A 17,253-nucleotide genomic window follows, 5' to 3' on the forward strand; every position below is an offset into this window, starting at 1 on the left:
CTTCAGGCCGTCGGTGGTGAGGCTGGCGACGAGGTCGGTGTGCTGGTCGGTGAGGGGCCACTGGGTGGTGGTGCTGTTGCTGCTGGCCAGCAGATAGCCTGCGGGGGTTCGGCTGTAGTCGGTGATGCCGTCGCCGAGGAGGTGTTGGCGGATGAACTCGCCATCTCGGTCGCCGACGGCACGATCGACTTCTGGACGTGTCTGGTCCCCGCAGGTCGACGAAGAAGCGCGAGACCGTTCGCCTCGACCGGGCCGCGAAGACCCGTGCCGTCACCGCCGACGGCCGTCACGCCATCACCGGCAGTCCCCTACCGCATCTGGTCCCTGGGCCGCGACGGCCGCTGGGCGACGCCGGGGTTCGCCCCCTGGAGGGCATGGAGTCCGCCCGGCTGCCCTCGGGCAGAGACTGACGGGCCGTCACCACCGAGCGCGACACGTCGAGCCCGACCAGCAAGCGGACCACGTAGGTCATCGACTACCACACCGACCGCCTCTACGAGGCCATGTGCCGCTCACGGCCGTCCCGTCTGCCGGAGGACCGCTGGAAGGCGCAGTTCCCGCACCTGGGGCACCGCGACTCCCGCTCCGGCGGGGAGTGATCACCGGAGCGTCCCCGCGTCGCGCGGCCGACCGGGCGTCCTCACCTGTCGAGGAAGTCCGCGCACCGGTAGGGGCCCAGCGGGGAGCTTCCGGCCGGTCGCACGGTGACCTCCACGTCGTCGGTCCGGACCTCGGGGACGAGCACGGACTGGGCGCGTGCCAGCGTGCACACCAACTGGCCCGTGCCCTGGTCGCGCCCCGACCCCGGGTAGGGGCCGTCCAGGTGCAGCGTCACGCGGGTGCCCGTGCCGGTCGCGGAGAAGCCGGGAAGTTCGACGTACGAGGTGAGGCCGTCGGCCCGCCCGCCGGGCGGGGGTCCCAGCAGGAGGAGTTTCAGCACCGTGTCGAGGTTGGTGATCTCCGTGTCGTCCACGGGCACCGGACGCAGTCCGCCGGCGGACGCGAAGTACAGGCGCGCGCCTCTCGTCAGCCCGGAGGCGGGCTCCCCCGCCTCGACCACTCCGGTCGGCGGAACCCCGCAACCGGCAAGGAGGATGCCCAGCGCCACTGCGGCGCCGGCCGGCCGTCGCCGCCTCACGTGTCCTCCCCCGCACGGCGCACCGGCAGGCGGAGGGTGAAGAGCGCGCCGCCGCCCGGCGCGTCGGCCACGTCGATCGTGCCGCCGTGCAGCCGTGCGTTCTCCAGCGCGATCGCCATGCCGAGGCCGCTGCCCTGCCCGTTGCCGTCGGCCGCGCCACGGGTGCGGGCCTCGTCCGCCTTGTAGAAGCGGTCGAAGACCCGCCCCCGGACGTCGGGCGGCAGTCCGGGCCCGTCGTCGGCCACCTCCAGCAGCGCCCAGTCGTCGCCCGCGACCCGGTCCGTCCTGAGCGTCACCGTCACCGGCGGGGCGCCGTGCCGCAGCGCGTTGCCCACCAGGTTCGCGACGATCACGTCGATCCGGCGTCGGTCGATCACCGTGCGCAGGCCCTCCTGGAGCCGGGTCTCCACCCGGTCGGGCCAGCCGCGCAGGGCGAGTGACGCCCGCACCGTGCCGGCGAGGTCCGTCTCGGCGGCGTTCAGCCGAACGGCCCCGGCGTCGAAGCGGGAGATCTCCATCAGGTCCTCGACCAGCCGGGACAGCCGTGCGGTCTCCGCGCCCACGGTGCGGGCCGCCCGCGCGGTGTCCGGCGGGAGTCGGTCGGCGTCCTCCTCCAGGACGGTCGCCACCATCGTCATCGCCGCCAGAGGGGTGCGCAGTTCGTGCGACACGTCCGCCACGAAGCGGCGTGCCTTCGCCTCCTGCTCCCGCAGTTCCCCGTCCGAGGCCTGGAGCGCCTCGGCCGTCTCGTTGAACGTGCGGGCCAGTTCGGCGAGTTCGTCGTGCCCGGTGACGGCCACCCGGCTGCCGAGATCTCCCCTCGCGAGCTCCCGCGTGGCCCGGCCCAGTTTCCGTACGGGGCGCAGGACCGTTCCGGCGGCCAGCAGGGCGAGGACCGCGGCCAGCAGCACCACCGGTACGGTGCCCGCACGTACGGAGTCCAGGAGGGCGGCGGTGTCGTCGCGCTCGGCGCGCAGGTCCGTGATGGCGTAGACCTCCAGTGCGGAGGCGCGGCGGTCGCCGTCGGCGTACGTGACGGGCATGCCGACGACCAGGTACGGCTCCCCCCGCCACAGCACCCGCTGGAACCGGGCGCCGTCCCCGGCCGTCACGGCGGCGCGCAGTTCGGCCGTGATCCTGCCCTTCGTGTCGGCGAGCGGGTCGGAGACCGCGGCGAGGTCCTGGTAGCGGGCGACCACGATGCGGGCGCCGAGACCGTCGGAGACCCTCGCCGCGAACCGGGTCAGCGACCGGTGGTCCGGGGGCAGGTCGAAGTCGGCGGCGACCGTGGTGGCCCGCTCGCGGAGGTCGGCCACCGCGGCGTCCTGGGTACGCCGGAGCACGGCGGTGCGGGCGTCCCGGTAGGCGAGGGCGGTCGCGGTCAGCGCGCTGACCAGGGCCACGAGGACAAAGGTGATGACAAGCCGGGTGCGCAGTCCGAGGACGATCCGCCACGGGCGCGCCGGGGAGGCGGCGCGGCGTGCGGTCCCGTCCGGCTCGTCCGCGCGGTTCACAGCGGTCCGAAGCGGTAGCCGAACCCGCGCACGGTCTGTATGTACCGGGGCCTGGCCGGTACCTCCTCGATCTTGGCCCGCAGTCTGCCGACCGCCGCGTCCACCAACCGGGAGTCGCCCAGGAAGTCGTGGTCCCAGACGGACGCGAGCAGCTGTTCCCGGCTGAGGACCCGGCCCGGTGAGGCCGACAGTTCCAGCAGGAGCCGCAGTTCCGTGGGCGGGAGCGGGACGGGGGTGCCGTTCCTGGTGACGGTCAGTCCGGCACGGTCGATCACCAGGCCGGCTAGATCGGCGTCCGGCCCCTGCCGGGCGGAGGGCTCCGCCCGGCGCAGCGCGGCCCGGATGCGGGCCTGCAGCACGGACGCGGTGACGGGCTTGACGACGTAGTCGTCGGCGCCGGCCTCCAGCCCGGCCACGATGTCGCGGTCGTCGCCGCGCGCGGTCAGCATGATGATCGGCAGGACCGCCGAGCGGGCGCGGATGCGGCGGCACACCTCGAAGCCGTCCATGCCGGGCAGCATCAGGTCCAGTACGGCCAGTTCGACCCGCCGGCCCTGCTTCCCGTCCAGCAGGGCCAGCGCCTGTTCACCGGTGGCGGCGGTGTCCACCCCGTATCCGTGCCGACGCAGCACGAGTTCCATCCCGTCCCGTACGGACACGTCGTCCTCGATGAGCAGTACGTGCGGCATGGGACCGATTATGAGCACACCCGGGCTCGCCCCGCCTAGCCCGGACGGGGGCGGAACCGCAGGTCGGGGGCATTGTTACGTTCTCATCATGTGGCCATGGACGGACCATCATCCGTGGCGGCGAGCGTGGGGCGCATGAACTTCCCCATCACAACGGACCGTCGAGCCGCCTCCGTCAGGCCGCGCACGGCCGCCCTCGTGGCCGTGCCCGTACTCCTGCTCACCGCCGCCTGCGGTGGCGGGAACGGCGGCGACGGCGGAGCGGAGAAGGACGTCGCGATCGCCGACGTGCCGCGGGCACCGGCCACGAACGGCGCGGGTGCCGACAAGGACGGGGAGAGCGCCGGCGGCCCGCCCGCGGGCGGGAGCGAGTTCTACGACGCCCAGATGGCATATGTCCGGTGCATGCGCGCCGAGGGCGGCTACAAGGACTTCCCCGACCCCCGGCTCAGCGGGTACCTCGACTGGGACCGGATCAACGAGATCGGTTCCCGGCCCGGCGCCAACGCGGGCATCAAGGGCGGCAAGGGAGGCGCCTGTGTCGAGGAGTTGACGGCCGCCATGGCCGCCGAGCCCGAGCGGGACCAGCAGAAGGACTACGAGTCGATGCTCGCGCACGCCAAGTGCATGCGGGACAACGGCGTCTCCAGGTTCGCCAACCCCACCATGAGCGGCGGCAACGTCCAGCCGGGCGGCGATCCCAACCCGGTGTCCCCATCCATCGACCTGAACTCGCCGGTGTACAAGCAGGCCCGCGAGACGTGCGCTCCCAAGCTGCTCGACGGTCTGGACGGCATGCAGTGAAGCGCCGCACCGCTCTTCTCGTGCTGGGCGCCACGGCCGTCACCGCGACCGCCGTCGGGGGTGTCCTGCTCCTCGGCGAGGGCCGCGGCGACGCGGACACCCCCGGCGGGGGCGACGGTCTGCCGCCCGCCACGGCGACCGTCGTACGCACCGACCTCGTGCGGTCAAAGACCGTCGACGGCACACTCGACTTCGCCCAGCGCCGGGCGGTCAAGTCCGCCGTCGAGGGCACGGTCACGGTGGCCGCTCCCGAAGGAAGGACTCTGACCCTGGGGCAGGCCCTGTACGAACTGAACGACAAGCCCGTCACCCTCCTCTACGGTCCGGTCCCGATGTTCCGCGAGATGAAGGCCGGCGACCGGGGCAGCGACGTGCTCCAACTGGAGCGGAACCTGCGCGATCTGGGGTACGGGGCGGGCCTGTACGTCGACACGCGGTACGACACGGGCACCGAGGCCGCTGTGAAGCGTTGGCAGAAGTCCCTGAACCGAGAGACCACCGGGAGGGTCGGCCGGGGCGACGTCGTCTTCCAGCCTGGTCCGGTGAAGGTGGTCTCCGCCGACGCGGCGCTCGCCGACCAGGTGGGCCCCGACACGCCGGTGCTGACGATCGCCTCCACCCGTCCCGTCGTACGGGCGCGGCTCGACCAGACCGACGGTCCGCTCACCGCACGCGACACCGGCGTCGAGGTCACTCTGCCGAGCGGGAGGACCGTGGCCGGCAAGGTCGCCGGAACGGTACGCCCGGAGGACTCCGCCGACGCCGGCGGCGCCGTCGCACAGGAGGGCATCACCGTCGAGGTCGTCCTGGACGGCGGGGCGAAGGCCGCGTCGGGCGAGGACCCCACGATGTCGGCGAGCGTGAAGTTCGTCAGCGAGGCGCGCGAGGGTGTCCTGGCGGTCCCCGTGGAGGCGGTGGTCGCCCTGCGGGGTGAGAACGGCGGCTACGGCCTCCAGATCGTCCGGGGCGGCACCTCGACGACGGTGCGGGTGGAGACGGGCATGACCGCCGACGGACTGATCGAGGTCAGCGGGCCGGACGTGCGCGAGGGCCTGAAGGTGGGGGTGGCCAGATCATGACACCGGCCCCCGTGATCGAACTGCGCGACGCGGCCAGGGCGTACCCCGGCGGCGTCCATGCCCTGCGCGGAGTGAACCTCACCGTCGAGGAGGGCGAACTGCTTGCGGTGGTCGGCCCGTCCGGCTCCGGCAAGTCCACGATGCTCAACATCATGGGCACCCTCGACAGGCCCACCTCGGGCACCGTCCGGATCGCCGGGTACGACGTGTCCGAGCTGTCCGACTCCCGGCTCTCCGCGCTGCGCGCCCGCCACATCGGTTTCGTGTTCCAGCACTTCCACCTGTCGGCGGGGCGCGACGCGGTGGACAACGTGGCCGACGGGCTGCTGTACGCGGGCATCCCGCTGCGGCAGCGGCGTGCGCGTGCCCGGGACGCGCTGGCCGAGGTGGGCCTGGACCACCGGTACGGGCACACGCCGGACGAGCTGTCGGGCGGCGAGAAGCAGCGCGTCGCCATCGCGCGCGCCCTGGTGGGTGAGCCTCGGCTGCTGCTGGCGGACGAGCCGACCGGGGCGCTGGACACCGCGTCCGGTGCGCTCGTCATGGAGCTGCTGCGCGAACTGAACGCGTCCGGCACCACCGTCTGCGTGATCACCCATGACAACGAGATCGCGGACGCGCTGCCGCGCCGGGTCCGGTTCAGGGACGGGGAGATCGTGGCGGATGCGCGTTCCGGTCCGGGGGACGGTGCGGGGTCCGACGTGACGGATGCGCGTTCCGGCTCGCGGGCCGGTGCGGGGTCCGACGTGACGGAAGCACGTTCCGCTTCGGGGGGCGGTGCGGGGTCCGAGGCGTGTTCCGGCTCCGTCATGGGCCCCGGGGCCTGCTCCCGCACCGGGTTTGCCCCCCGCACGCGAGGAGCGGAGCGGTGAACGACGACCTCGTACCATCCCGCCTCTCCCCCGCCGACGTCCTGCGCGTCGGTGCGGTCGGTCTGCGCGCGCGCCGTGCGCGCGTGGTGCTCTCGGCGCTCGGCATCGCCATCGGCATCGCGACCATGGTCGCGGTGGTCGGTCTGTCCGAGTCGAGCCGCGCGGACCTGATGGCCCGGCTGGACCGCCTCGGCACCAACCTCCTGACCGCCGAGGCCGGCAAGGACGCGACGGGCCGGCGGATCCAACTCCCCGAGAACGCGGTCGCCATGGTCGAGCGTGTCGGTCCGGTGCTGCACGCCACGGCCACCGCCGACGTCGACGCCCGGATCCGCCGCAGCGACGTCGTCCCCGACGAACGCACCGCCGGCGTCACCACACAGGCGGCCCGCCCGGACCTGCTGACCGCCCTCGGCGGCAGGGTCGCCGAGGGCGTCTGGCTGGACCCGGCCCGGGAGCGGCTCCCGGCCACGGTCCTCGGGGCGGTGGCGGCGGAACGCCTCGGGGTCGCCCGCACCGGCGAGACGATCATGATGAACGACATCCGTGTGGTCGTGGTCGGGATTCTCAAGCCGATCGAGCTGGTGCCCACCCTGGACCGGGTGGCGATGGTCGGGTTCCCGGCCGCCGAGCGCTACTTCGGTTTCGACGGCCACCCCACCACCGTCTTCGAACGCTCCACGGACGCGTCGGTGGAGGACGTGCGGGCGGTCCTGGCCCGCACCATCAGCCCCGGTGATCCGGCGGGCGTCAAGGTGTCGCGTCCCTCCGACGCGCTGGCAGCCAAGGCGGCCACCGACGAGGGCCTGACGACTCTGATGCTCGGCCTGGGCGCGGTGGCCCTCCTCGTGGGCGGTGTCGGGGTGGCCAACACCATGGTCGTCTCGGTGCTGGAACGCCGTCAGGAGATCGGCCTGCGCCGCGCGCTGGGGGCCACCCGAGGCGCGGTCCGGCTCCAGTTCCTGACGGAGTCGCTGCTGCTGTCGGCGTTGGGCGGGGCGGCGGGCGCGCTGCTGGGAGCGGCGGCGACGTACGGCTTCGCGCGGGTCCAGGGGTGGACCGCGGTCGTCCCGCCCTGGTCACTGGCGGGGGGCCTCGGCGCCACCGTCGTCATCGGCGTGCTCGCGGGTCTCTACCCGGCGGTCCGGGCCTCCCGGCTCCACCCGACGCGGGCGCTGCAGGCCGTGTGAGGGGCGGAGAACGGCACCCCGGGGCGGTCGGCGCCGCCCCGGGGCACGTCGCGCTTCCGCACAGCTCACCTTCGATTTCGCCTCTGACTGCCGCATCACCACCATCCACAACACGGCCAACCCCGACAAACTCCGGGCCGTCGCCGACGGCACCGCCTACCGGATCAGCTCGCGGTGAACGCCGTGGGCCGCCCACGCGCCGCGGCCGACGGGGGTGAGGCGTGCGGGCGGTCGTCACCGCATCGGCGTCCCCCGCCTCCCACCGAGGCCGCGCTCAGTGTCGCGGGCCCCTCGCACGCTCCAGGGCCTTGCCGGCCGCCAGATGGCCCGCGATCCTGAACGCCAGTTCGTGAGAGCCGAACGCCTGGGCGCGGGCCCGCCGCAGCACTGCCCGTGTGGCGATGACGACCCCGTGCTCGGGCGAGCCCAGTCGCTCCTCGATGCCCAGGGCGGCGGCGGCGAAGAAGCGCGGCAGGTCCTCGGCGGGTTCGTAGTCCACCGTCAGCCCCCGGGGCAGCTCGAAGACGAACCCCTCGGCAGCGGGCTCGAAGTCCACCTCGATCTCCGCGAATTGCGGCGCGCAGTTCTGCCTCTCGTGGCGCACGCGGACCCCACGGATCGGACACGGCGGGAACCGGGGCAGCGATGAGGTCATGCGGGAACGCTACCCGTGCCCGGTCCCTCGCATCCGCCCCGGGCCGACCGCCTCGCGTGCGCGGGTGATCGGTTCGCGCGGCCCCGCGCCGGTGGGGCAGGGGCATCGTGGCTCGGCGCGGGACGGGATCATCGGGGCAGGGTGCGCGCTGACGGGTACGGGTGTCCAAGGTCTCGTCCGTACAGAATCCGCAGCCCGCCCCGCCCAGGCTGACGATGAGGCCACTGATCTTCAGAGACGACAAGGACCATGAGCGGGAGTAGGTTCCGGGGTGACCCTCGAACCGCCGACGAAGCGTTCCTGGAGTTCGTCGAGCAACACCGCGACGTCGACAACGCGTCTTCGGCATCGAGGACGAAGAGAACGAGGAGGCTCTGTTGCTCCTGTTCGGTGCGGGCGTCATCTGCCAGGCCAAGGGGACGCGGAACTCCAGCGCCGAGTACCGCCTCGTCACCAACGACGGCGACTACTGGAGCCGCCACCGGCGAGGTGTGGAATCCGCACGAATCCCCGTATCGACGCCGAACTCGGGCATTGGGCATGACCTTCTCACCGGCGCCGGGGCAGGGGGCGGGAGCCGCCCGGGACTGACCTGATACGCACGGGCGGAGACGGACGGAGGCGCCACCACGCCTCCTTCCGTGTCCGGGGTCAGGACGCGCCGAGGTCGTCATGGCCCGCCAGGCGACGGCGCCGGTAGTGGCGAGCCGCGCGCGCACGGTTCCCGCAGGACGGCTTGCACCATTCCTGCCGCCCGTGACTCTTGACGAAGTAGCGCACGCAGCGGGGTGCGGTGCAGGCCCGCAACTGCTCGCGCTGCGGGCCGCTGAGGAACTCGATCGCGGCGCGTGCCAGCGCCGCCATGAGCCGATTCCCCGGGTCGCCCTCCGGTGACACCAGCCGGACCTCGGGTGCTCCTTGCCCCGGCCAGGTCAGCTGGGGGACGACCTCTTCCCGGGCGGCCACCGCGTTGAGGTGGGCCAGTGCCTGGTCGGCCGGCATCAGGCGGCGGGCGTCCGCCGGGCTGGGGGGTGCCGGGCTGACCGCCCGGGCGAACAGCGCCCTCACCGCCCGCCGCAGCGCGATGATCTCGGTCCGCAGGTCCTCGTCCACGGTGATCCCCCCGGCCGCGACGCCGGTCAGGTGGTCGGCCTGGGCCCGCACCCAGCGGGTCGTCCCGTGCGTCGTGGCGAGATCGTCGGCGACACCTCCGTCACCGTCGTGGCGGATCGTGCTCACCAGTTCCAGCGCGAGCCAGCGTTCCATCGACGGCTCCCTTCCTTCACGGTCGCCAACCACTTGATCACATTCCCTGGCCCGCTCTAGAGTCTCTAACGGCAAAGCTTGATTATCCGTTAGACGAAGTTGTGGTGACAGACCCGTGTCGGTGCGACCCGGGCCGTGCCGTGAGAGGACGAGGAATGACGGTGTTGCTTGCCCAGATCAGCGATCTGCATCTGGACGGCGGTGAGCGGGCCACCCGGCGCGCGGAGCGCGTCATGGACTACCTGCGGGCGCTGCCCCGTCCGGTCGACGCGGTCCTGGTCACCGGGGACATCGCCGATCACGGCGAGGAGGCCGAGTACGAGGAGGCGGCCCGCATCCTGACCGCCCCCTTCCCGGTACTCCCCTGCCCCGGCAACCACGACGCGCGTCCGGCGTACCGCAAGGCCCTGCTGGGAGAGGCACCGGATGACGGGCCCGTCAACCGGCTCCACCACGTTTCCGGGACCGCCGTCCTGATGTGCGACTCGACCATTCCCGGCCGTGACGAGGGACGCCTGGACGCCCGGACGCTGGAGTGGATGGACACCACCCTGGCGGGCCTGCCGCGGGAAACCCCGGCCCTGATCGCCTTCCACCAGCCGCCGGTCGAACTCCACCACCCCCTGCCCGACTCCGGGATGCTGGAGCAGCCCGGGCGACTGGCCGCCCTGCTGGAGGCGCACCCACAGGTCGTCGCCGTCCTGACCGGTCACGCCCACACGGCAGCCGCGTCGACCTTCGCCGCCCGTCCCCTGATCGTCGGCCCGGCCGTCACCTGGACGCTGCGCATGCCCTGGGAGGGGGACCGTCCCGCCGACCGGGACCAGCCGCCCGGCATCGCGTTCCATGTCCTCGGGGAGGACCGGCGTCTGACCACCCACTACCGCGTCGTACTCTGATTCCGCGCGCTCGTCGGGAGACACATCGTGGTCCCTCCCCTCGCCGTTCTCGGGTTCCTGGCTGCGGTCCTCCCCCTCGTCGCCACCCCTGGGGCCAGCCTGGCCCTCCTGGTCCGGCGCGTCACCGAAGGCGGCCGCGGCCAGGCCCTCCCGGTCATCCTCGGGACGGTCACCGGCCTGTACGTCCACGCCGCACTCGCCGTCGCCGGCCTGTCGGCCCTGGTCATGCACTCCAGCCAGGCCTTCACCGTCGTCAAGGCCGTCGGGGCCGCCTACCTCATCGGCCTGGGGATCTGGACGTGGCATTCCGCCACGGCGCCGGCGCGTGCCCGCACCCGCCGACCCCGTCCGCCGGTCCGGTCGGACTCCGCCTATGTGCAGGCTCTGCTCGCCAACGTCCTCAATCCGAAGGCGGCCTCGATCTACTTGACCCTCGTGCCCCAGTTCATCGAGGCCGATCGCTCCTTCGACGGCCAGATCCTCACCCTGGCCACCGCCCACGCGCTGCTGATCGGCCTCTGGCTCCTCGTCTGGACCGTCCTGGTCCAGCGCATCTCACGCACGTTGCATCGCCCCCGCGTCAAGCGCGCCGTGGCAAGGGGGACGGCCGTGGTGCTTGTCGCCCTCGGACTGCGGGCGGCCACGGCGTAGGCCGACGGCCGCACCGCCGCGGGCGCACACGCCGGCGGTACGCGGCGGGACGTGGGGAGGCAGTCGGCCTCGCGCGGCCCTCGCTGAAGGGGGCTCGGGGCGGCGGTCGCCTCGCCGCACGACCACCGCGTCCTGATCAGCGGTCCCGACGACAGCGCGCCAAGGCAGCGGCTGGCCGACACCGCACGACTGAAGATGTGGCTGGGGGCGACCGGACTCGACGTCCCGTACGTGTCGCCAGCCGATCTGGAGGTGCCGTCCAACTGCGCGTACGCTCCCTGTAGACGCCGCACGGCTGTGTCGCGGTCATCCTCATTGATCGGCGACAGCGAGTCTTCCGGCAGAGTGGTCACCGTCTCACTCTTGTTCCGCACTTGACGATGCGAACATGCCAAGTCAGCTGAGCAGGCAAGGCTTGAAGGTGCACCACCGGTACCAGGACCCGGCCGACTACGTCGCCGCCCAGGTCGCGGCGGGCCACGACGTCGCTGACGCCGAAGCCGTCGCCCTCTTCCAGTACGTACGGCAGCACCCACGGGGGTCCGGAACCCCTCACCGGTCGGGTAGACCCGAAGGGGCGGTCTCGAAGACCGGCCCCGGGCCTCGCGGATTCCCGTGTCATGTCTGTGGCCGGCGAGTTCGGGGTGACTTGGACGTTGGGGACTTCGGAGTCGGCTCGGTGCGCATTCCGAGGATCACGCCATGTCGATCCTGGCATGTCGCTGCCGAGGTGCGGGCTCAGACGGGGCGGAGGTCAGGCAGGTCTCCGTGCAGATCGGACGGGAGCCGAACCGGCCCCGCCGCGCATGCAGAGCATCGACACGTCGGTGGCCGAACCCCGCATGGCATCGCAACTGCGCCGAGCCGAGCTACACCGCTCGTTTGACAGACCCAAGCCGCGCGACGGGGCTGCGCGTGGCGTGGGTGGCGACCGGGCGGGCGGCCGGCTCGCCGAACGGCCGGGGCTGTGTGACGGCTGTGGAACAGCTGGGCCACGATCGTCAACCGCTCGCCGGTGCACCCCCGTTGCCGCCTAGCATGAGGCCGGCGGATGGTCCAGCGATGCCTGGGGGAACGCATGGTGCTGGGAGGAGTGGCGGCGCGGCTCGGCGGTGCTGTGGTGGCGTGTGGCGCGCTGCTGGCCGGCTGTACCTCCGGTGGGGAGGGGCCCCGCGGACCGGTGGCTGGGACGACGGCCCAGGGCACGGTGAGCGCCAGTCCATCGCCGACCGCCGTGGTCGACATTGACCCGGCCAAGCTGCCGACGACCGCGGCCCACGCCGATGCCCTCGTCCGCGACGTCCTCGCGCAGCCCTCCGCCTTCGGCCCGGACACGGTCCGCCGCAGCCCGTACGAAAGCGACCCGCGGCGCTGGGCAGTGCTTGGGGACGACTGCGTCTGGGAGCAGAGGGCGCTCCCGAAAGATGTCCTCGCCTCCCTGACCCGCCATTTCGAGATCCCGGCGAGCGGCGGCCGGGGGCCGCTCACGCTGAGCGCCGTCGTCACGGTGCACCGGACCGCCGAGCAGGCCGACTGGGAGAACGCGGAGGTGCTGGAGGAGATGATGCGCTGTCCCTCGCAGCTGCTGCGCTCGGGCGAGGTGCTCACGGACCTGACCGACGTCCCGAACGCCCTCGGCGACTTGGGGAACGGCTACGCCGACGACTCCCTGACCGAGACCGGCGCCTACACCAGTGACCGGCTCGGCGGTCCCCACCCGTACGTCTGGGAACAGACCCGCATCGGCCCGTTCACCGTCGCGGTCTCGGCCAAGGGCGCCAAGGGGTGGTCCATGACCGACCTCTTCGACCGGCTGAGGGACCCGCACACGAGGATGCGGGTCGGCCTCCGGCGCGCGATCGAGCGGGACACCCGTGCCGGTACCGGCTCGCCCTCGGTGTCCGAGTCCACCGTGACGAACGGCAGCAGCCGATGACCGAGAAGCTCACCCCCTCCGACCCGGCCCGGATCGGCGGCCACCGTCTGCTCGCCCGGCTCGGCGCGGGCGGCATGGGCGTGGTCTACCTCGGCCGTGCGAAGTCCGGGGAGCTGGCCGCCGTCAAGGTGATCCTGCCGGAGTACGCCGACCAGCCCGAGTTCCGCGCGCGGTTCCGCCGTGAGGTCGCCGCCGCACGGCGCGTGGACAGCCGGTGGGCCGTGCCGGTGACCGGCGCCGACCCGGACGCGCCCGCGCCCTGGCTGGCCACCGCGTTCGTGCCCGGCCCCTCCCTCGCCGAGGCTGTCGCCGCCTGTGGTCCGCTGCCGCCGCACGGGATACGCGTGCTCTGCCGGATGCTGGCCCGGGCGCTGACCGCCGTGCACGAGGCGGGACTCGTGCACCGCGACGTCAAGCCCGGAAACGTGCTCCTCGCCGTCGACGGCCCCCGTCTGATCGACTTCGGCGTCGCGCGCGCCGTCGAGGAGACGGCCCTCACCTCGGCCGACATGGTCGTCGGCACCCCCGGCTTCCTGGCACCGGAACAGGCACGTGCACACCCCGCCGTCCCGGCCAGTGATGTCTTCGCCCTCGGCTGCCTCCTCTCCTACGCCGCCACCGGCCGCCCGCCCTTCGGCACCGGAGCCGTGGACGCCCTTCTCTACCGCACCGTGCACGACGAGCCCGACCTCGACGACCTCCCCGACGACCTGCGCGAGCTGCTGGAGCGCTGTCTCGCCAAGAATCCGGCCGCCCGGCCCGCCGCCCGTGAGGTGGACGAGGCGCTCGGCGAGGACACTCCCGCCGGCACCGCGGACTGGCTGCCCGACGATGTCGTACGACTCATCGCGGACCGCTCCGCCGAGACGCTCGCCCTGCCGGACATCGAGGCGACGGCCCAGGACGCGCCAACGGACGAGCGGCCGGGAGAAGTCACCAGGGAGGAACGGCCCACGAAGTCACCCGGGGACGCGTCCCTGCGCACCGGCCGCCGCCGCTTCCTGCTCCTCGGCGGCGCGGCCTTCTGGGCGAGCCGCCACGACGACCCCGCACCGGCCGCCCGCCGCTGGGTGCTCGGCGTCCAGGCCGACCTGACGGGCCCGCAGAGGGCAGTCGGGAAGGCCCAGGAACGCGGCGTACGCCTGGCGGTCGAACAGTTCAACGCCCGCGAGGACAAACCGTTCACGCTCACCCTGAAGGTCGCCGACGACCGGGGCGACGAGACCCGCGCCACCCCGGCCGCCGAAACCCTCGCCGCCGACCGCGACCTGCTCGCCGTCATCGGCTCCACCGGCGACCGGACCACCGGAGCGAGCCTCGACACGTACGACGCCCAGCTCGTCCCACAGCTCACGGCCTCCTCCGCACAGGAGGCGTACGGCACCTCGCAGCCCCGCCACTTCCTCCAGGCCGTCCCCGGGTACGGTGTGTCTCCCGCGCTGATCGCCGTCCACCTGGGCAAGGCGGGCGCCGAGCGCGCGGGCGTCCTGATCGACCGCCACGGCGGCATCGGGGCCTGGCAGCTCGGCCACACCACGTTCCAGTCCCTCGGCCTCGTGGAGATCCCGGCCGAGCCACGCGTCGTACCCCGACTGGCCGGGCGTCTCGGCCCGGTGGTCGCGGAGATGCTCCTCCGTGAACCGGACGGCTTCGTCTACACCGGCACACCGGCACGGGCGGCGGCCGTGGCCCGTGCCCTCGCCGAACAGCGCTTCACCGGCGTCCGCGTCCTCGGCTACCCGGCCGCCGACCAGGAGTTCCTGACCGCCGCGGGTCCGGCCGCCGAAGGCTGGCAGATCTTCGCGCCGTACATCGACCCCGCGGCCGTACGCGTGCGGAGCTTCACCGCCGCCTACCGCCGGCGCTACGGCTCCGCGCCCCCGTACTGGGCGGCGGAGGCCTACGACGTGGCCCGCATGGTCATCACTCGCGTCACCGAGGCGGGCGGCCGGCCCTCCCGGACCAGGCTGTACGACCTGCTGGCGAAGGGCACCTACAAGGGACTCGTGCGGACGTACGCGTTCGACAACCGGATGCTCAAGGGGTACGACGTCTTCCGCTACGAGGTGAAGGGCGGCCGGTACGTCTACGCGGGCGAGGCGGCTCTCTGATGCGCCCGCTGACGGCGGACGAGCCCGAGGACGTCGGCGGCCACCGGCTGCTGGCGCGGCTCGGCGCCGGTGGCATGGGCGTCGTCTACCTCGCGCGCAGCGCGGGCGGAACGCTGGTCGCGCTCAAGGTGATCCGCGCCGAACACGCGGCGGATCCGGCCTTCCGCACCCGTTTCCGGCGCGAGGTGACGGCCATGCGCGCCCTGACCGGCGGCCGCTGGCTGGTGCCGGTCGTGGCCGCCGACCCGGAGGCCGGCATGCCTTGGCTGGCCACGGAGTTCGTCCCCGGTCCCGCCCTGGCCGAGGTGGTCGACGGCCATGGTGCCCTGCCCGTCGCGGCGGTACGGACCCTGGGCCTCCGGCTGGCCGAGGCGCTGACCGCCGTCCACGCCGCGGGGCTGGTGCACCGGGACGTGAAGCCGGGCAACGTCCTGCTCGGCCTGGACGGCCCCCGGCTGATCGACTTCGGCATCGCCCACACCACCGGCGCCACCGCTCTCACGGCGCCCGACGCCGTCGTGGGCACCCCCGGCTTCCTCTCTCCGGAACAGGCGCGGGTCCGCGCGGAGGAGGTCGGCCCGCCGAGCGACGTCTTCTCCCTGGGCTGCGTCCTGGCGTACGCGGCCTCGGCCAGGCGCCCGTTCGGCATCGGGCATGCGGCGGGCGTCCTGTTCCGCACCGTGCACGAGGAGCCGGATCTGACGGACGTGCCCGCCGCCCTGCGGTCGCCGATCGCGGCCTGTCTGGCCAAGGACCCCGCGCGCCGCCCGACGGCCCCGCAGGTCGGGGCCTCCCTGCGGGACCCGAGGATCTCGCCGGGGCGGGGCTTTCCCGAAGCGCCGGACGAGGACTGGCTGCCGCCCGCCGTCCTCCGCCTGGTCGCCGAACGGTCCACGCGCGCACTGGACATCCCCACACCCCGACGGTCCGGGCTAGCTCTGGACGAGCCCGTCTCCCGACCGCCGGCAGGCGAAGGCACCGTCACCGACCCGTCCGGCCCCCGGCCGCCGACCCGGCGACGCGTCCTGCTCATGGCAAGCACGGCAGCCTCCGTGGTCGTGGTCGGTGGCGGGACCGCCGCGTACCTGGCGGCCGGACGCGGCGCCGGTGGCGGTTCCGGAGGCGGCCTGCCCGTGCACACCCTCGGCTTCCAGGCCGATCTCACCGGCACCGGCAAAACGGACGGCGTGGCTCAGGAGCGCGGGGCACGCCTCGCCGTGGCCCACCACAACACGCGCGCGGACATCACCTTCCGCCTCGCGCTAGACACCTACGACGACCGCGGCATCGCCGCACGGGCCCGGCAGGCGGCCGATCACTTCACCGAGGCCAAGCTGAGCGCGGTCCTCGCCCCCGGCACGGCCACCGCCGCACTCGCCGCGGGCCCGCGCTACCAGACCGCGAACACCGCCATGGTGCTGATCTCCGCGGACGATCCACGACTCGACACCAGTGAGCTGCGGACCCTCTGCATCACCCGCGGTCCGGAGCGGCATCTGGCACTTCCGCTCATCTCCTACCTGACCGCCATGGGACTCGACCGCACCGCCGTCATCGACGACCTCGCCGCGGGCCGGGTGGGCGCCGACCTCACCGGCCCTCTCACACAGGCCCCGCCCCACGACGGCACAACCAGCGTGCACTCCGTGGCCGCCGGCAGCGACGACTTCCGGCCGGCCGTTCGCGCCGCCCTCGCCGCCCGGGCACAGGCGGTAGTCTTCAGCGGAACGTCACCTCGGCGCGCCGCACTCTGCGCCCGCGCCCTTACGGACGCGGGCTTCACCGGGCCACGGCTGGGCACCTGGCACATCATGCGCCCGGCCTTCCTCCAGCAGGCCGGACCGGCCGCCCAGGGGTGGCTGTTCGCCACCCCCTTCACCGACCCCGCGAGCGTGTCCCCGGCGTTCGTGTCCGCCCACCGCGCGGCCTACGGCACCGCACCCGGCCGCTGGGCCCCGGAGGCGTACGACGCGGTGGGGCTGGTCGCGCGGGCCCTGGAGTCACTGGGCGGCTCGGCCGGCAGCGCACCGGGGGCCGTGGCACAGCGCCTCTTCAGCCTCACCTACCGAGGCCTCGCCAAAACGCTGCGCTTCGAAGACACCCACGCCCTCGCGCTGCGACCGGACGCCGTGTACTTCCTGTACCAGGCGAAGGACGACGCCTTCCGATACCTCGGCCGGTACGACCGTATCAGCTGAACCGCCCGCTGTCCGTGCATCGGGCGGGCGCGCCAGATCACGCGGAAGCCATGCGGGAAAGGGGAGTTGGGGGGAATTTCATTGACACCGCCGACTTCTACCGCTGTCGATACCGTCGAAGACATCGGCGGCGGCGTGAGCGGCACCGCCGACGCTGGTGTCGCGTTCGCTGATGGACCGGGCCGCAGGCTACCGCGCGGTGTCCTGCAGGCCGATGACGTCATACAGGTGCTGGCCGTGGGCCCGCTTCT

The 17,253-nt window shown here is 73.2% G+C and carries 14 protein-coding genes; 9 read left to right on the plus strand and 5 right to left on the minus strand.

Annotated elements, in window-relative coordinates; translation table 11 throughout:
* Nucleotides 1–640: 640 nt before the first annotated feature.
* From ACH499_RS33310 to ACH499_RS33320, 3 genes are read right to left on the minus strand one after another with little or no spacing between them, the layout of a single operon-like run.
* The gene (locus tag ACH499_RS33310) at nucleotides 641–1,138 is read right to left on the minus strand and encodes a hypothetical protein (RefSeq protein WP_399020653.1); all 498 of its coding nucleotides are present in this window, start codon (nucleotides 1,136–1,138) and stop codon (nucleotides 641–643) included.
* Nucleotides 1,135–2,652: an ATP-binding protein gene (locus ACH499_RS33315; protein WP_399020655.1), complete on the minus strand. Its 1,518-nt coding sequence runs from the start codon at nucleotides 2,650–2,652 to the stop codon at nucleotides 1,135–1,137. The genes ACH499_RS33310 and ACH499_RS33315 overlap by 4 nt, the downstream gene beginning before the upstream one ends.
* On the minus strand, nucleotides 2,649–3,341 hold the full coding sequence (locus tag ACH499_RS33320; RefSeq protein WP_399020656.1) for a response regulator: 693 nt from the start codon (nucleotides 3,339–3,341) through the stop codon (nucleotides 2,649–2,651). Before ACH499_RS33320 ends, ACH499_RS33315 begins: the two co-directional genes overlap by 4 nt.
* A 96-nt stretch (nucleotides 3,342–3,437) precedes the next feature.
* Here ACH499_RS33320 and ACH499_RS33325 point away from each other — a divergent pair, with 96 nt between their 5' ends.
* The 4 genes from ACH499_RS33325 to ACH499_RS33340 are packed head-to-tail and all read left to right on the plus strand — an operon-like array spanning nucleotide 3,438 to nucleotide 7,286.
* On the plus strand, nucleotides 3,438–4,145 hold the full coding sequence (locus tag ACH499_RS33325) for a hypothetical protein (RefSeq protein ID WP_399020658.1): 708 nt from the start codon (nucleotides 3,438–3,440) through the stop codon (nucleotides 4,143–4,145).
* Nucleotides 4,142–5,224, plus strand: a complete 1,083-nt coding sequence (locus tag ACH499_RS33330; RefSeq protein WP_399020660.1) for a peptidoglycan-binding protein — start codon at nucleotides 4,142–4,144, stop codon at nucleotides 5,222–5,224. Before ACH499_RS33325 ends, ACH499_RS33330 begins: the two co-directional genes overlap by 4 nt.
* Entirely contained in the window at nucleotides 5,221–6,096 is an 876-nt protein-coding gene (locus tag ACH499_RS33335) for an ABC transporter ATP-binding protein (protein ID WP_399020662.1), read from the plus strand. The genes ACH499_RS33330 and ACH499_RS33335 overlap by 4 nt, the downstream gene beginning before the upstream one ends.
* Nucleotides 6,093–7,286, plus strand: a complete 1,194-nt coding sequence (locus ACH499_RS33340) for an ABC transporter permease (RefSeq protein ID WP_399020663.1) — start codon at nucleotides 6,093–6,095, stop codon at nucleotides 7,284–7,286. The genes ACH499_RS33335 and ACH499_RS33340 overlap by 4 nt, the downstream gene beginning before the upstream one ends.
* 274 nt (nucleotides 7,287–7,560) lie before the next feature.
* Here the strand turns inward: ACH499_RS33340 and ACH499_RS33345 are convergent, their stop codons facing one another.
* Together ACH499_RS33345 and ACH499_RS33350 are read right to left on the minus strand one after the other, a co-directional pair.
* On the minus strand, nucleotides 7,561–7,890 hold the full coding sequence (locus ACH499_RS33345; protein ID WP_399020665.1) for a hypothetical protein: 330 nt from the start codon (nucleotides 7,888–7,890) through the stop codon (nucleotides 7,561–7,563).
* 702 nt (nucleotides 7,891–8,592) lie between these two features.
* On the minus strand, nucleotides 8,593–9,207 hold the full coding sequence (locus tag ACH499_RS33350) for a CGNR zinc finger domain-containing protein (protein ID WP_399020667.1): 615 nt from the start codon (nucleotides 9,205–9,207) through the stop codon (nucleotides 8,593–8,595).
* A gap of 155 nt (nucleotides 9,208–9,362) precedes the next feature.
* On the opposite strand from ACH499_RS33350, the gene ACH499_RS33355 reads away from it, so the two are divergent.
* The 5 genes from ACH499_RS33355 to ACH499_RS33375 all read left to right on the plus strand — a co-directional run bounded on the left by ACH499_RS33355 (nucleotide 9,363) and on the right by ACH499_RS33375 (nucleotide 17,002).
* Nucleotides 9,363–10,106, plus strand: coding sequence for a metallophosphoesterase (locus ACH499_RS33355; RefSeq protein ID WP_356205754.1), 744 nt, complete (start codon nucleotides 9,363–9,365; stop codon nucleotides 10,104–10,106).
* Between the two features lie 27 nt (nucleotides 10,107–10,133).
* A complete protein-coding gene (locus ACH499_RS33360) occupies nucleotides 10,134–10,757 on the plus strand; it encodes a LysE family translocator (RefSeq protein WP_399020670.1) in 624 nt (207 codons plus the stop codon).
* Between the two features lie 1,234 nt (nucleotides 10,758–11,991).
* On the plus strand, nucleotides 11,992–12,693 hold the full coding sequence (locus tag ACH499_RS33365) for a hypothetical protein (RefSeq protein WP_399020672.1): 702 nt from the start codon (nucleotides 11,992–11,994) through the stop codon (nucleotides 12,691–12,693).
* Nucleotides 12,690–14,804 (plus strand): bifunctional serine/threonine-protein kinase/ABC transporter substrate-binding protein, encoded by a 2,115-nt coding sequence (locus tag ACH499_RS33370; RefSeq protein ID WP_399020674.1) that lies wholly within the window; start codon nucleotides 12,690–12,692, stop codon nucleotides 14,802–14,804. The genes ACH499_RS33365 and ACH499_RS33370 overlap by 4 nt, the downstream gene beginning before the upstream one ends.
* Entirely contained in the window at nucleotides 14,804–17,002 is a 2,199-nt protein-coding gene (locus tag ACH499_RS33375) for a bifunctional serine/threonine-protein kinase/ABC transporter substrate-binding protein (RefSeq protein ID WP_399020676.1), read from the plus strand. Before ACH499_RS33370 ends, ACH499_RS33375 begins: the two co-directional genes overlap by 1 nt.
* Nucleotides 17,003–17,253: the final 251 nt, after the last annotated feature.

The sequence above is a fragment of the Streptomyces sp. NPDC018947 genome (assembly GCF_044390505.1).
Classification (GTDB): Bacteria; Actinomycetota; Actinomycetes; order Streptomycetales; family Streptomycetaceae; genus Streptomyces.